We start from the raw sequence: 14,164 nt of genomic DNA on the forward strand, positions 1-14,164 counted from the left end.
CGCGTGGCTCACGCGGTTTTGTCGCCTGGAAATATGCACCCGTTCGCCATCTTGCGATGCGCAGCCAGATGAAGGTATTGGTGCAGGTGTTCTTTAACTGCTGAACAAAAAGTTCATCACGTCGCCGTCTTTGACCACGTACTCTTTGCCCTCGGCGCGCATCTTGCCCGCGTCTTTCGCGCCTTGCTCGCCTTTGAACTGGATGAAGTCGTCAAAGGCAATGGTTTGGGCGCGGATGTAGCCCTTTTCGAAATCGGTGTGGATCACACCCGCGGCCTGCGGGCCGGTGTCGCCCACATGGATGGTCCATGCCCGCACCTCTTTCACGCCGGCGGTGAAGTAGGTTTGCAAACCGAGCAAGGTGTAGGCCGAGCGGATCAAGCGGTTCAAGCCCGGCTCGGTTTGGCCCAACTCGCTCAAGAACATATCGCGGTCTTCGTCGCTCATCTCGCTCATCTCGGCTTCGAGTTTGGCGCAAATCGCCACCACCGGCGCGTTTTGCGATGTCGCATAGGCGGTGAGTCGATCCAGCAAGGGGTTGTTTTCAAAACCATCTTCCGACACATTGGCGACGAACATGGCAGGCTTGGCGGTGATCAAGAAAAACTGCTTCAGCAGCGGCTTTTCTTCCTTGCTGAAGTCGATGGTGCGCACGGGCTTGGTGTCATTCAAGGCCAGTTGGCATTTCTCCAAAATGGCCACCAATTTGGCGGCCTCTTTGTCGCCCGAGCGAGCGGTTTTTTGCACCCGGTGCAAAGCTTTTTCCACGCTGTTCAAGTCGGCCAAGCACAACTCGGTTTGGATCACTTCGATGTCCGAGATGGGGTCGACCTTGCCCGCCACGTGAATGACGTTGTCGTCTTCGAAGCAGCGCACCACATTCACAATCGCATCGGTTTCTCGGATGTGGGCCAAAAACTGGTTGCCCAAACCCTCGCCGGTGCTGGCACCTGCGACCAAGCCAGCGATGTCGACAAACTCCACGATGGCAGACACCACCCGCTCGGGCTTGACGATGGTGGACAGTTGCGCCAAGCGCAGATCGGGTACCTCAACCACACCGACATTGGGTTCGATGGTGCAAAACGGGTAATTTTCTGCCGCAATGCCCGCCTTGGTCAGCGCATTGAAAAGGGTGGATTTACCGACATTGGGCAGGCCGACGATGCCGCATTTCAAACTCATGGAAATTCCTCAACCCGCAGGCGCGGGGATGGTTGGGCGCACAGTCTCGCCAAAGGGGTGGGATTGTAGCCAGCGCCTCGCGCTGAAGGCGCACCCCATCAGCGCCCAACTCACAGGAGGTATTGGAGGTCGAGCACCTGACCCACGCGCAATACCGGCTCCACATCCTCACTGACGCCTTGGGTGGCAATGGCGTTCATGCCAAAGCTGATGGCCCCGTCCAAGCGGCGGTCTTGCCGGTAACTTTGCAGCACATCGCTGAGCAAGGGGTTGACGGCGGCGGTGTCGGGATCGACATTGGGCATGGGGCAGCGCGAACACGGTTTGACCGGTTGCAACACCACTTGGCCTTCCTCGGCCTGCCACGACAAGCTGCGCAGGTGGTCTTCATCATGCGCCGCAATGCCACTGAGCACGATGTTGGGCCGAAAGCGGCGCAGATCGACCGCGCCATGGCCTTGGGTGGCCAAGCGCGCATTCAGGTCTTCGACCGAGGCTTGGCTGCACACCAAGTAAGGGTAGCCATCGCTGAATTGGTTTTTCGCGGCCACCGTGCCGGTCCATTGGGTGCTGCTCAGGCGCACATGGTCGGGGTCAAAACGCGCCAAGCGCAATCGGCCCAAGGCTTTGCCCTCAGGGGTTTGGCCCAAAAAGTCGGTGAACCACTGCGAAGCCACATCACCCATGTCAAACGCGGGCATGGTGTGCCCCCACAGCTGAACCTTCACGGCTTCTTGCACCTCAAACAAGGCCAAGTGCAAGGCCAACATGCCTGGTGCGCGCAGCACCACCTCTGAGCTGCGCAAGCTGGGTTGGATCAAGGCCATCTGGGGGACATCGCGCTGGCTGACCATCTCGCCGTGCGCGTCGACCACCATCCAACAGCGGTCGTTCAACAAGCCCTGGTCGGTCAGGGTGGCTTCTTGCAGCATCACACCGGCGCAAGATTTGACGGGGTATATCCACAATTGGGACACGGTGGCTTGGGCGTCGGTCATGGTTTCATTGGCGGGTCGATGAGGAGGGTTGAATTGTGCCTGGGCGGCTGGCGTGAAAGGGCCCACCTAGAATCGCCCACCATGAAAGCTGCTTTCGATGTGTGTATCCGTGGTGCCGGTGTGGTCGGTCAAAGCCTGGCCTTGCAGTTGGCAGGTTTGCGCTTGCGGGTGGGCCTGGTCGATACCACCCCCAAAGCCGCACCCGATGTGCGCGCTTTTGCCCTGAATGCCGCCTCCAAAACCCTGTTGCAAAGCCTGCGCTGCTGGCCCGATGCCGAGCACGCCACCCCGGTGCAATGCATGCGGGTCTGGGGCGATGGCGGTGCGCAAGTTCAATTGCCGGCGCCCACCACTGAGGGCTTGAGTTGGATCGTTGATGTGCCTGTGCTCCAAGCCCAATTGGCCCAAGCGATTCAATACCAGCCCCTGATCACCGTGCTGACCGAAGCAGCCAGCGCCAGCCTTACCGTGGTGTGCGAAGGCCGCCACAGCAGCAGCCGCGACCACTTGGGCGTCACCCACGAGGTCTTGCCCTACGACCAACACGCCTTGGCCGCTCGGGTGCAATGCAGCGTGCCGCATCAAGGCCAGGCCTTTCAATGGTTCAACCACGACAACGGCGAGCTCGATATCTTGGCGCTGTTGCCCATGGGCGGCGCGCAAGGCCAGCAAGCGGCCTTGGTGTGGTCGCTCAGCCCGGCACGAGCCGCCCAGTTGCAAGCCATGCCTGCAGCCGAGTTTGAACAAGCCTTGAACCATGCCAGCCACGACCAATTGGGCACCTTGTCCCTCACCAGTGAGCGCCGCAGCTGGCCGCTGCAAATGGCCCGTGCCACCCAGTGGTCTGGCCAAGACAGCGACGGCCATGCGTGGGTGCTGGCCGGTGACGCCGCCCACAGCGTGCACCCGCTGGCGGGCTTGGGCCTGAACCTGGGCTTGGCCGATGCCCAAGCTTTGCATGATGTGCTGCAAACCCGCCAAGGCATCAACCACTGGCGGCCTTTGAGCGACCGCCATTTGCTGCGCCAATACGAGCGCCAACGCAAAGCCGGCATGTGGCCCACTTGGGTGGCTTGCGACGGCTTGCAGCGTTTGTTTGCCCACCCCCATGCGCTGGCCAAAGACCTGCGCCAATGGGGCATGAAAAACTTTGACACCATCCCACCCTTGAAGCAATGGGTGATTCAACAGGCGATGCAATGATGATTTTTTCGAGCTTTCAACGTGGTGCAGCCTTGGCCCAGCGCGTGTCTTTTGGCGCCATGCTGCTGGCCTGTATGGCCATACCCAGCTTGGCCGGGGCCCAAGAGGCCGCGATCCGCAAAACCCTCAAAGAGCGCATCCCCGACCTGCCCAAAATCCAATCCGTCAACAAAACCCCCATCAATGGCTTGTATGAGTTGCTGCTGGAGGACAACGAGATTTACTACACCGACGCCAACGGCCACTACCTGGTGCAAGGCAGCTTGATCGATACCCGCACCAAACGCAATTTGACCGAAGAGCGCAGCGACAAACTCAACGCGATTGCCTTTTCCAGCCTGCCGCTGAAAGACGCCATCACCATCGTGCGTGGCAACGGACAACGCAAATTGGCGGTGTTTGAGGACCCCAACTGCGGCTATTGCAAGCGTTTCGAGCGCGACTTGCAAAAGGTCGACAACATCACCGTGTACTTGTTTTTGTATCCCATCTTGGGCACCGATTCGATGGACAAATCGCGCCACATTTGGTGCGCCAAAGACCAGCCCAAGGCTTGGCTGGACTACATGACCCGCGACACCGCACCTGCCGTGGCCAATTGCGACAGCTCGGCCCTGACGCGCAATGTGGAATTTGGGCGCAAACACAAAATCACCGGCACTCCCACCTTGTTGGCGCAAGATGGCAGGCGCGTACCAGGTGCCATCCCGGTGGCCCAAATTGAACAGCTCATCGCGGCCAAGCCCTGAGATGCAACACCCCGCCCCACAAGCGCAAGGCGACATCGCCATCCTGGTACAGCGGCTGGGCAACGCTGGCTTGATCCCATTTGTGGGGCTGGCTGGCTTGATGTGGTTGGTCAGTGGCGATGTGCACGCCTTTGTGGCCATGGCCTTGAGCGCTTATGCCGCCACCATTGCCGCATTTTTGGGCGGCATCCATTGGGGCATGGGCTTGCCCCTGGATGCACCGGCGCGGCGTTTTCACCTGGTGTGGGGCGTCGTTCCTTCGCTGGTGGCCTGGGTGGCCTTGCTCATGCCCGCCTTTGCTGGCCTGCCACTGTTGGCCTTGCTGTTGGTGGTTTGTTACGGCGTTGACCGACGCACCTGGGCCCAATGGGGTTGGTCGGCCTGGCTGCCCTTGCGTGCGCGGCTCACAGCCGTGGCGGTGTTGTCTTGTTTGCTGGGCGCTTCGGCCACCTGATTGCAATGGCAAACACCCGCAAGCGCTCCACCCCCCAGATGGCTGTGCAGTTTGAGGTGCAAGCCCATGCCTGGGCCGCCCATGTGTTTGACATCACCTGCACCATTGCCCAACCCGCTGCCCTGCAGCGCGTGCAATTGCCGGTGTGGATTGCGGGCAGCTACATGGTGCGCGAATTTTCCAAGCAATTGTTGGGTCTGCGCGCCACGCAATCAACTCGCCCTCGCAGCGTGGTGCAGATCGACAAAGCCACTTGGGACATCAGCGCCGACCCCCAACAAGCCTTGGTCTTGCACTACCGCGTGCATGCCCACGACAACTCGGTGCGCACCGCATGGCTGGATGGCACGCGCGGCTTTTTCAACGGCACCAGCGTGTTTCTGTGGGTGCATGGCCACCGCGATGCAGCCCACGGCGTGTGCCTGAACCCCGCAGGCGTGCCCACAGATTGGCGCGTGGCCACCGCCTTGCTCCCCACCCGCGTCAATGCCAAAGGCTGGGGCGACTACCAGGCCGCTGATTACGACGAATTGGTCGACACGCCCGTGGAGATGGGTGCGTTTTGGTCGGGTAGTTTTGAGGCCTGCGGCGTGCCGCACCGCTTTGTGGTGGCCGGCACCCCGCCCAGCTTCGATGGCGAACGCTTGCTGCGCGACACCCAGCGCATTTGCGAAACTCAAATTCGCTTTTGGCATGGCGACGGCAAAGCCGCTGGGCGCGTCGCTTCATCGGCGCACGACCGCTATGTGTTCATGCTGAACGCGGTTGACAGTGGTTATGGGGGCTTGGAGCACCGCCACAGCACGGCACTGATTGCGCAGCGCAGCGATTTGCCGCGCCTGGGCGAGGCCAAAACCAGCGAAGGCTATATGACCTTGCTGGGCCTGATCAGCCACGAGTACTTTCACACCTGGAACGTCAAACGCTTGCGCCCGCGAGAATTTGAACGCTACGACTGGGGCCGAGAAAACCACACCGAGCTGTTGTGGTTTTTTGAGGGCCTGACCAGCTATTACGACGATTTGCTGCTGCACCGCAGTGGTTTGATGGACAGCACGCGCTACGTGCAAGGCCTGAACAAAACCATCAACCAGGTGCTGCAAACGCCGGGGCGCTTGGTGCATTCGCTGGCCCAATCGAGTTTTGAAGCCTGGACCAAGTATTACCGGGCCGATGACAACACCCCCAACATCACCGTCAGTTATTACACCAAGGGGGCCTTGGTCGGTCTGTGCCTGGACTTGCGTTTGCGCCAATGTGGCCACAGCCTGGACGCGGTGATGCGCGGCCTGTGGCAGCGCTGCCATGGCGGGCCCATGGGTGAAGACGATTTGCTGGCGGTGTTGCACAGCGTCAGCGGCCAAGACTGGCGCAAAACCGTGCAGCGATGGGTTCACAGTACCGCCGACTTGCCGCTGCAAGAGTTGCTCAGTGCCCACGGCTTGAGCGTGCACGTCGACCCGTCTGCCTGGGCCCAACGCTTGGGCCTGCGGGTGAGCGAGGACAAGGGCGTGCAATTGAAATTTGTGTTCACCGACGGCGCGGCCCAGCGCGCGGGCATGGCCCCTGGAGACGAATGGCTGGGGCTGGAAGTACCCGCGAGCAAAGGCCGTGCCGCCAGCGCATGGCGCTTGCAAAAAATCGATGACTTGGGTTTGTACCTGGGTACTGCTAAACGCTGCACCGCGTTGGTGGCGCGCGATCAGCATTTGCTGCGCCTGCCCTTGGTGGTGCCAGCGGCCACCGACCCGCGGGTGGGCACCTGGCGCTTGAGCGTGACCGACGCTGCGGCGCTCAAACGCTGGCTGGTTTAAACCCTCACAACTGGCGGGTATCGACGACGCGCTTGGCCTTGCCCATGCTGCGCTCGACACCGCCTTCGGCGCGCAGTTCGATCTCGGCGCTGGTGCCCACATAGGCCTTGATGTCGTGCTGCAACTGCTGGGCGGCGGCCTGAGCGGCGCTGCCTTGGGGGTCCACGCCAGCGCGGGTTTCGATCACCACCTTGAGCTCATCCAGCGCCCCCCGGCGACTGAGCACACACTGGTAGTGGGGTGACAGCACCGCTTGTTTGAGCAACAGTTCTTCAATTTGGGTGGGAAACACATTGACCCCGCGCACGATCATCATGTCGTCGCTGCGACCGGTGATTTTTTCCAAGCGGCGCATGGTGCGGGCTGAACCGGGCAACAAGCGCGTGAGGTCGCGGGTGCGGTAGCGGATGATGGGCAAGGCTTCTTTGGTCAAGCTGGTGAAGACCAGTTCGCCAAACTCACCATCGGCCACGGGCAGACCGGTGTCCGGGTTGATCACCTCGGGGTAAAAATGGTCTTCCCAAATGGTCGGGCCGTCTTTGGTTTCCACACACTCACTGGCCACACCCGGGCCCATCACTTCGCTCAAGCCATAAATGTCGACCGCGTCCAGCCCCATGCGCTGCTCAATGGCGCGGCGCATGTCGTTGGTCCAGGGCTCGGCGCCAAAAATGCCAATGCGCAAAGAGCTGTCTGCGGGGACCAAACCTTGGCGCTCAAACTCATCGGCAATCGCCAGCATGTAGCTGGGGGTGACCATGATGATGTCGGGTTTGAAGTCGGTGATGAGTTGCACCTGGCGCTCGGTTTGCCCGCCACCAAAAGGCACCACGGTGAGGCCGAGTTTTTCAGCGCCATAGTGCGCGCCCAGACCGCCGGTGAACAAACCATAGCCATAGCTCACATGCACCAAGTCGCCCGGTCGGGCGCCCGCCGCGCGGATGCTGCGCGCCACCAGGTGCGCCCAGGTGTCGATGTCATTGCGGGTGTAACCGACCACCGTGGGCTTGCCCGTGGTGCCACTGGAGGCATGGATGCGGGCACACTGCGCGCGCGGCACGGCGAACATGCCGTAGGGGTAGCTGTCGCGCAAATCGCTTTTGGTGGTGAAGGGAAAGCGCGCCAAGTCGGTGAGGCTTTGGCAATCACTGGGGTGCACACCGGCCGCATCAAATTTGGCTTTGTAAACCGGCGAATTGGCATAGGCATGCTGCAAGGTCGATTGCAAGCGCTTGAGTTGCAAGCTGCGCAATTCATCCACGCTGGCGTGTTCGATGGGCTCATGGGCGAAGGCGTGTTGGGTGTTCATGGGTTCACCACCGTTCCAGGTATTTGCGCGCTTTTGCCGCGAAACAGGGCCACGGTCTCGCCACGCTGGTTGGTCACTTTGACATCGTAAATGCCGTGCCGCCCCGACAACACCTGCTCCACGCCTTCGGTGAGCAGCTCATCGCCCAAGTGCGCGGGCTTTAAAAACTCAATGCTGCAAGCCGCTGCCACCGCATTGTTGTTGTGGCTGTTGCAAGCAAAAGCAAAGGTGGAGTCGGCCAGGGTGAAAATAAAACCCCCATGGCAGGTTTGGTGGCCATTGAGGTGCTTGTCTTTTACCACCATGCGCATGCTGGCGCGCCCAGGGGTGCAACTGAGCAAATCCATGCCCACGGTTTCGCGGGTGGCGCGGTCGTTGGCAAACATCACTTGCCCGACCTGCTGGGCCAGCGCTGTCTCGTCCATGGCTTTAATTCCCGGTGAATTGCGCAGGGCGCTTTTGCAAAAACGCGCTCACGCCTTCGATGTAATCGTGGGTGCGACCCAGTTGCGACTGGGTGTCGCGCTCCACATCCAAGTGGGCGCTCAAAGTGCGTTGGCTGGCGTCGCGCAGCAAGGCGCGGGTGGCCACCAAGGCCTGGGTGGGCATGGTGGCCAAGCGCTCGGCCATGGCCCAGGCGGCAGCCAGGCAATCGGCTTCGACTTGCCACACCAAGCCCCATTGCTGGGCCTGCTCGGCGCTGAGCTTGTCGCCGGTCATGGCCAAGGCCATGGCCCGCGCCAAACCCAAACGCTCAACCAAAAACCAGCTGCCACCGGCGTCTGGGATGAGGCCAATTTTGCTGAACGCTTGGATGAAGCTGGCCGAGGGCGCGGCAATGGCGATGTCGCAGGTCATGGCCAAAGAGGCGCCAGCACCAGCGGCCACGCCGTTGACGGCGGCCACCACCGGCATGCGCAGTTGCTGCAAGCGCCGCACCGTGGGGTTGAAATACTGGTCGATCAAGGGGCCGGGGTCGGCACGCTCGACCATGTCTGGGCCTGGGGTGAAGTCAAACTCGGACAAATCGGCACCGGCACAAAAGCCGCGCCCAGCACCGGTGATGACCAAGGCCCGGATGTGGGGGTTGCCCTCGGCGCGATCCAACGCTGCCCACAACTCGTTGTGCATGGTGCGGGTGAAACTGTTCAAGGCCTGGGGCCGGTTCAGGGTGATGCAGGCCACGGCGGCGCGCTCTTCATACAACACTTGGGGTTCAGACATGGGGCTCTCCTCGGGCCTGCAATTTAACATTACCCGACCCGACAGTTGGTGAATGTTTTCCCTTGGGTATAGTCATGCTCCCAAGCCACCCCCTGCCCTTTTTTGCCGGAGACCCCATGACCTACCAAACCATCCAAACCGCCACCCACGCCGACAAGGTCGGGGTGATCACCCTGAACCGGCCCAAGCAATTGAATGCGCTCAATGGCGAGTTGATGGACGAGTTGGGCATCGCGCTCAAGGCCTATGACGCCGACCCCGCCATTGGCTGCATGGTCATCACCGGCAGCGAAAAAGCCTTTGCCGCTGGGGCCGACATTGGTGCCATGGCCAGCTACAACTTTGCCGATGTGTACGCACAAGATTTCATCACCCGCAACTGGGAAACCATCCGCTCGGTGCGCAAACCGGTGATCGCAGCGGTCAGCGGTTTTGCCCTGGGTGGGGGTTGCGAGTTGGCGATGATGTGCGACTTCATCATCGCCGCCGACAACGCCAAGTTCGGCCAGCCCGAGATCAAGCTGGGCATCATCCCTGGTGCCGGTGGTACCCAGCGCTTGCCGCGTGCGGTGGGCAAGGCCAAGGCGATGGATTTGGCCTTGACCGGGCGCATGATGGATGCCACCGAGGCCGAGCGCTCTGGCCTGGTGAGCCGGGTGGTGGCTTTGGACAAATTGATGGACGAGACCCTGGCCGCCGCCTTGATGATTTGCGATCACTCGCAGCTGGCCACCATGGCGGCCAAAGAATCGGTCAACCGCGCCTTTGAAAGCGGCTTGGCCGATGGCGTGATGTTTGAGCGGCGCATGTTCCACGCCTTGTTTGCCACCAACGATCAAAAAGAAGGCATGGCCGCATTTGTGGGCAAGCGCAAAGCGCAGTTCACCAACCGTTGATGCGCATCGGGTGAGCCCCTGCCCGGCCCCACATGGCCCCACATGGTCCCTGGGGCCGATGCGGGAGCCGTCCGAACTTACTTTTTGCCCAGACCCAGGCGGGCCGCACCCTCGGTGTAGAGCTGGGCGCGCTCTTTCATGAACGCGTCCATTTGCTCCAGCCCCACATTGACCAACTCAAAGCCGCTTTTGGCGGCCAGGTCTTTCATCTCTGGGTCGTTGTTCAAAGCCATCCACAGGTCTGACAAGCGTTTGCGCTGCTCAGGCGGTGTGGATTTGGGCACGCCAATGCCCCGGTAGGCGCCGTCCACCCAATTCACGCCAAGCTCTTTGAAGGTGGGCACATCGGGAATCAGCGGATGGCGCTTGTCCATCGCCACCGCCAATGGCCGCACCCGGGTTTTGTTGGCCACCACAAAGGGCACATAGGTCATGGCACCGTCCACCTGCCCGCCCAGCACCGAGGTGGTCATGTCGCCCGTGCCTTTGAACGGCACATAAATGGTTTTGATGCCAAAGGCCGCATTCAAACGCTCGTGCGCGGCGTGGTTGGCCGAGTTCAAGCCCGAGCCGCCCAGGGAGAGTTTGCCGGGGTCTTTTTTGGCGGCCTCAATGAACTCGGCAAAGTTTTTGATACCGCTGCTGGTGGGCACGACCAAGGTGTCGGGTGTGTAGTGGAACCAAAAAACCGGCGTGATGTCGGCGGTTTTGTATTGCACCTGGCCCTCGATGGGCTGAAACACAATGTGCGGCAAATTGATGCCCACCACGTTGAAACCGTCGCCAGGCAAGTTGTTCATTTGCGACCACATCAAGGCCCCACCGGCACCGGCCTTGTACTGAACAATGGTTTCAATCGAAGCACATTTTTTGCGCAAAACCGCTTGCTGATGGCGTGCCGATAAATCGGACTCACCCCCCGGCGGGAAGGCCTGCCAGTACTGCAGGTTTTTTTCCAGGCAGGGTTGGGCCAAGGCCGCGGTGGCGCACACACTCAAGGCGGCCAGTACAGAACGAATGCTCAAACCAAAAGACATGGGGCTCTCCTCATTGAATCGACGCGCACACGGCGCGGGTGACTTGCTCGGTGCTGGCCTGCCCGCCCAGATCGCGGGTGTGCAAGGCGGGGTTGGCGGTGGCTTGCTCAATGGCCGCCATCAAGGTGTTGGCGGCCTGCACCTCGCCCAAGTGCTCCAGTAGCATGACACAACTCCAGAAAGTGCCAATAGGGTTTGCCAACCCCTGGCCCATGATGTCAAAGGCCGAGCCGTGGATGGGCTCGAACATGCTGGGGTAGCGCCGCTCGGGGTCGATGTTGCCCGTGGGTGCGATGCCCAAGCTGCCGGCCAAAGCGGCGGCCAGGTCGCTCAAGATATCGGCGTGCAAATTGGTCGCCACCAAGGTGTCCAAGCTGGCGGGCCGGTTGACCATGCGGGCGGTGGCCGCGTCCACCAACTCTTTGTCCCAGCGCACACCGGGGAACTCCAAGGCGATTTGCGCGGCAATTTCGTCCCACATCACCATCGCATGGCGCTGGGCATTGGACTTGGTGACCACGGTCAGCAGCTTGCGAGGGCGCGACTGCGCCAAGCGAAAGGCATAGCGCATGATGCGCTCCACACCGGCGCGGGTCATGATGGACACGTCGGTGGCCACTTCGATCGGATGGCCTTGGTGGGCCCGACCGCCCACGCCGGCGTATTCGCCCTCGGAGTTTTCGCGCACGATGACCCAGTCCAGGTCTTTGGGGCCGCAGCGCTTGAGCGGCGCATCAATGCCGGGCAGGATGCGGGTGGGGCGCACATTGGCGTATTGGTCAAAGCCCTGGCAAATTTTCAGGCGCAAACCCCACAAGGTGATGTGATCGGGAATGTGCGGGTCGCCGGCCGAGCCAAACAAAATGGCGTCCATGCCGCGCAAGGCGTCCAAACCGTCGGCGGGCATCATCACGCCATGGGCGCGGTACCAGTCGCCGCCCCAAGCAAAGGATGTGAATTCAAACCCAAAGCGGCCCTGCGCCTGGGCCAAAGCGGTCAAGACCTGTTGGCCGGCGGGGATGACCTCTTTGCCAATGCCGTCTCCAGGGATGCAAGCGATGCGGTAGGTTTTCATGCGGTGCTCAAAAGTGCTGAGGAAACCGCTTTATACCTTGACAGGCCCAGTGGGCCTGAGAGGTCAACGCAACACGTCGAACAAATTGTTGTGGTGATCGGTCCAAACCTTCAAGCCCGGCAAGGCTTGGATGGGCACAGCGTCCTTCAAACGGGCATCTGCAATCAGCTTGGGGTTGCGGGTGACGATCACAAAATCGGTTTGGTAGTAGTCACCCCGGGCCGCTGTGTCGGAAATCAAGATCGCCGTCATCCCTTCCTGCTCAGCCAACAATTTCACCATCGGCGCCAGGTTGATCAGACGATTGGTCACGTTGTAGACGATGGCCCCATCGGGTTTGATTTGCTTTTGGTACACGCGCAAGGCCTCCAACGTCATCAAATGCATAGGAATAGAGTCGGAAGAAAACGTATCGATGCCGAGCATGTCAAATTGCTGCGGCGGGTCGCGCTCCAAGCTCAAGCGCCCATCGCCCAAACTGAACGACACCTTGGCTTTGGTATCTGTAAGGTACCAAAAGTATTTTTTGGCAATGTCCAGCACCGACGGCACCAACTCATAAATGCGGTAGTGGTCGGTTTCACGGCCATAGGCAGCCAGCACCCCGATGCCCAAACCCAAAATACCCACATCGATGGCGGGTCGCTCCTGGGCATAAAAATCCAATACCCGCGAAATCCCGGCCCCAGGCCCAAAATAACTGATGGGTTTGGTGCGCAATTGGGCGTCGGTGTACTGCCACCCATGGCTGATGGTGCCATGGAAGAGGTGGCGCATCGTGTCCTTGTCTTCCAAGGGGCCCGTTTGCGTCACGCTCAAGGTGCCATAAAAGTCGCGCTTGGACACAATGGTGTTCTCACTCGGCTGCGAATAGTCCCACAGATACCAGCCGGTGACGGCACTGATGCCCACGGCCGCTGCCGTGATGGCCTGCGCTCCGCCTTTTGACCAGCCGACCGTCGGACTTTGCCACCACAAATAAGTGGCCAACAAAGCGCACGCCATCAAGGCCAGGGGCAACTCGGCAAAGCTGTCAAAAACCAGTGGCGCCAAGACCCCGACCAGCAGGCCCCCCATGGCCCCACCCACCGACAAGGCCAAATAAAACTGGGTCAGGTATTGCGGCTCGGGCCGCATGGCCGCCAACTCACCGTGGCAAAACATGCAAGCCACAAACAACAACACACAAAACAGCGGCAAGGCGACATAAATGTTCATGGTCGAGGCATAGCCCTCCACCATGCCATAAGCGGTGATGAGCAACAACACCATCAACAGCGGCATGAACCATTGCCGCGCGTACCAACCACTTTGCGAGCGCGCACCACCCACATCAAACACCAATATAAAGGTGGCCAGGTAAATCACCAGGGGAACGATCCACAAAAACGGCACCGAGGCAATGTTTTGCGTCATGTGATTGGTAAAGGACAAGAGCAGCACCGAACCCAAGGTCGCCAACAGGTACCACAACACCACCTGCCGGCGCTGGGGCGCAGCGGCAGATGAAGACGCTGCACTGTGCGCTGAATCCACCGTTTTCCCGGCTGTCTGGGCGCGCAGGGTTTGCCAAGCCGACACAATGACCAGGAGGGCAAACAGCCCATACAAACCGCTCCAAGCCACCGCCTGGGTTTGCAAATTGATGTTCGGCTCAATCAAGGGGGGGTAGCACAGCAAGGAGATCAAAGACGCCAAGTTGGACAAGGCAAACAAGCGGTACACCTTGACCTGCGGATGGGTTTTGGCCACCCAGGCTTGCACCAAAGGCCCGGTGGTCGAGAGCAAAAAATACGGCAAGCCCACGGTGGCCAGCAACAGCAACAAGATGCGCAGCGAAGGCTCGGTGTCGGGGTCAGGCTTCCAGTGGTCACCGGCCACGATGGGCAACCACACCAAAGAAACCAACACCAACGCGGTGTGCAAAATGGCCTGCTTGCGCTGATTGAGTCGGCGCACCACCCAGTCGGTATACCCATAGCCCATGAGCAACACCATTTGAAAGAAAACCATGCAGGTGGTCCAAACCGCTGAAGAACCGCCAAACCAAGGCAAGATTTGTTTGGCAATGATGGGTTGCACCATGAACAACAAAAAAGCACTGGTGAACACCGTGGAAATGAAATAAAACATGCAACTGACTTTTGTAGTTATAAAAAACGGGGGATGGGCAAGCCCAAAAAAAAGTTCAGCCCATGCCTGCAAACACGGGGTCGTCAT

General features: G+C 60.3%; 13 protein-coding genes. 5 read left to right on the forward strand and 8 right to left on the reverse strand.

Features of this window, described 5'->3' with window-relative positions; all coding sequences use genetic code 11:
- Window positions 1-93: 93 nt before the first annotated feature.
- Together ychF and AC8GFZ_RS06105 are read right to left on the reverse strand one after the other, a co-directional pair.
- Window positions 94-1,185 carry a redox-regulated ATPase YchF gene (gene ychF / locus AC8GFZ_RS06100; RefSeq protein ID WP_506643355.1) on the reverse strand — a complete coding sequence of 364 codons (1,092 nt, stop codon included), beginning with the start codon at window positions 1,183-1,185 and terminating at the stop codon, window positions 94-96.
- 110 nt (window positions 1,186-1,295) lie between these two features.
- Window positions 1,296-2,183: an MOSC domain-containing protein gene (locus tag AC8GFZ_RS06105; RefSeq protein ID WP_506643357.1), complete on the reverse strand. Its 888-nt coding sequence runs from the start codon at window positions 2,181-2,183 to the stop codon at window positions 1,296-1,298.
- An 81-nt stretch (window positions 2,184-2,264) separates the two neighbouring features.
- On the opposite strand from AC8GFZ_RS06105, the gene AC8GFZ_RS06110 reads away from it, so the two are divergent.
- Genes AC8GFZ_RS06110 through AC8GFZ_RS06125 form a run of 4 tightly spaced genes read left to right on the forward strand, consistent with a single transcriptional unit; the run spans window position 2,265 to window position 6,403 of the window.
- Window positions 2,265-3,386, forward strand: coding sequence for an FAD-dependent monooxygenase (locus AC8GFZ_RS06110; protein ID WP_506643359.1), 1,122 nt, complete (start codon window positions 2,265-2,267; stop codon window positions 3,384-3,386).
- A gap of 59 nt (window positions 3,387-3,445) precedes the next feature.
- Window positions 3,446-4,135, forward strand: a complete 690-nt coding sequence (locus AC8GFZ_RS06115) for a DsbC family protein (protein WP_506644252.1) — start codon at window positions 3,446-3,448, stop codon at window positions 4,133-4,135.
- A 1-nt stretch (window position 4,136) separates the two neighbouring features.
- Complete coding sequence (locus AC8GFZ_RS06120; RefSeq protein WP_506643361.1) at window positions 4,137-4,589, forward strand: DUF3429 domain-containing protein; 453 nt, start codon at window positions 4,137-4,139, stop codon at window positions 4,587-4,589.
- Window positions 4,590-4,594: 5 nt separating this feature from the next.
- The gene (locus AC8GFZ_RS06125) at window positions 4,595-6,403 is read left to right on the forward strand and encodes a M61 family metallopeptidase (RefSeq protein ID WP_506643363.1); all 1,809 of its coding nucleotides are present in this window, start codon (window positions 4,595-4,597) and stop codon (window positions 6,401-6,403) included.
- 4 nt (window positions 6,404-6,407) lie between these two features.
- Here AC8GFZ_RS06125 and paaK read toward each other — a convergent pair whose 3' ends face one another.
- From paaK to AC8GFZ_RS06140, 3 genes are read right to left on the reverse strand one after another with little or no spacing between them, the layout of a single operon-like run.
- Complete coding sequence (paaK, locus tag AC8GFZ_RS06130) at window positions 6,408-7,712, reverse strand: phenylacetate--CoA ligase PaaK (RefSeq protein ID WP_506643365.1); 1,305 nt, start codon at window positions 7,710-7,712, stop codon at window positions 6,408-6,410.
- Complete coding sequence (paaI, locus tag AC8GFZ_RS06135) at window positions 7,709-8,137, reverse strand: hydroxyphenylacetyl-CoA thioesterase PaaI (protein ID WP_506643367.1); 429 nt, start codon at window positions 8,135-8,137, stop codon at window positions 7,709-7,711. Before paaI ends, paaK begins: the two co-directional genes overlap by 4 nt.
- Window positions 8,138-8,141: 4 nt before the next feature.
- The gene (locus AC8GFZ_RS06140; RefSeq protein WP_506643369.1) at window positions 8,142-8,936 is read right to left on the reverse strand and encodes an enoyl-CoA hydratase-related protein; all 795 of its coding nucleotides are present in this window, start codon (window positions 8,934-8,936) and stop codon (window positions 8,142-8,144) included.
- Between the two features lie 116 nt (window positions 8,937-9,052).
- Here AC8GFZ_RS06140 and AC8GFZ_RS06145 point away from each other — a divergent pair, with 116 nt between their 5' ends.
- A complete protein-coding gene (locus AC8GFZ_RS06145; RefSeq protein WP_506643371.1) occupies window positions 9,053-9,832 on the forward strand; it encodes an enoyl-CoA hydratase in 780 nt (259 codons plus the stop codon).
- Between the two features lie 77 nt (window positions 9,833-9,909).
- Here the strand turns inward: AC8GFZ_RS06145 and AC8GFZ_RS06150 are convergent, their stop codons facing one another.
- From AC8GFZ_RS06150 to AC8GFZ_RS06160, 3 genes are all read right to left on the reverse strand, one after another.
- Entirely contained in the window at window positions 9,910-10,869 is a 960-nt protein-coding gene (locus tag AC8GFZ_RS06150; RefSeq protein WP_506643373.1) for a tripartite tricarboxylate transporter substrate binding protein, read from the reverse strand.
- A gap of 10 nt (window positions 10,870-10,879) precedes the next feature.
- Window positions 10,880-11,944 carry a tartrate dehydrogenase gene (locus tag AC8GFZ_RS06155; RefSeq protein WP_506643375.1) on the reverse strand — a complete coding sequence of 355 codons (1,065 nt, stop codon included), beginning with the start codon at window positions 11,942-11,944 and terminating at the stop codon, window positions 10,880-10,882.
- 63 nt (window positions 11,945-12,007) lie between these two features.
- The gene (locus AC8GFZ_RS06160) at window positions 12,008-14,077 is read right to left on the reverse strand and encodes a fused MFS/spermidine synthase (RefSeq protein WP_506643377.1); all 2,070 of its coding nucleotides are present in this window, start codon (window positions 14,075-14,077) and stop codon (window positions 12,008-12,010) included.
- Window positions 14,078-14,164 lie beyond the last annotated feature (87 nt).

Source organism: Limnohabitans rimovensis (SeqCode), from assembly GCF_965234775.1.
GTDB lineage: Bacteria > Pseudomonadota > Gammaproteobacteria > Burkholderiales > Burkholderiaceae_C > Limnohabitans > Limnohabitans rimovensis.

Bases quoted from the DNA above. Each gene is read 5' to 3' on its own strand.
- ychF (WP_506643355.1), bottom strand. From the start codon at position 1,185: ATGAGTTTGAAATGCGGCATCGTCGGCCTGCCCAATGTCGGTAAATCC.
- AC8GFZ_RS06115 (WP_506644252.1), top strand. From the start codon at position 3,446: ATGCTGCTGGCCTGTATGGCCATACCCAGCTTGGCCGGGGCCCAAGAG.
- AC8GFZ_RS06155 (WP_506643375.1), bottom strand. From the start codon at position 11,944: ATGAAAACCTACCGCATCGCTTGCATCCCTGGAGACGGCATTGGCAAA.
- AC8GFZ_RS06160 (WP_506643377.1), bottom strand. From the start codon at position 14,077: ATGTTTTATTTCATTTCCACGGTGTTCACCAGTGCTTTTTTGTTGTTC.
- AC8GFZ_RS06105 (WP_506643357.1), bottom strand. From the start codon at position 2,183: ATGACCGACGCCCAAGCCACCGTGTCCCAATTGTGGATATACCCCGTC.
- AC8GFZ_RS06140 (WP_506643369.1), bottom strand. From the start codon at position 8,936: ATGTCTGAACCCCAAGTGTTGTATGAAGAGCGCGCCGCCGTGGCCTGC.
- AC8GFZ_RS06150 (WP_506643373.1), bottom strand. From the start codon at position 10,869: ATGTCTTTTGGTTTGAGCATTCGTTCTGTACTGGCCGCCTTGAGTGTG.
- AC8GFZ_RS06125 (WP_506643363.1), top strand. From the start codon at position 4,595: ATGGCAAACACCCGCAAGCGCTCCACCCCCCAGATGGCTGTGCAGTTT.
- AC8GFZ_RS06110 (WP_506643359.1), top strand. From the start codon at position 2,265: ATGAAAGCTGCTTTCGATGTGTGTATCCGTGGTGCCGGTGTGGTCGGT.
- paaI (WP_506643367.1), bottom strand. From the start codon at position 8,137: ATGGACGAGACAGCGCTGGCCCAGCAGGTCGGGCAAGTGATGTTTGCC.
- AC8GFZ_RS06120 (WP_506643361.1), top strand. From the start codon at position 4,137: ATGCAACACCCCGCCCCACAAGCGCAAGGCGACATCGCCATCCTGGTA.
- paaK (WP_506643365.1), bottom strand. From the start codon at position 7,712: ATGAACACCCAACACGCCTTCGCCCATGAGCCCATCGAACACGCCAGC.
- AC8GFZ_RS06145 (WP_506643371.1), top strand. From the start codon at position 9,053: ATGACCTACCAAACCATCCAAACCGCCACCCACGCCGACAAGGTCGGG.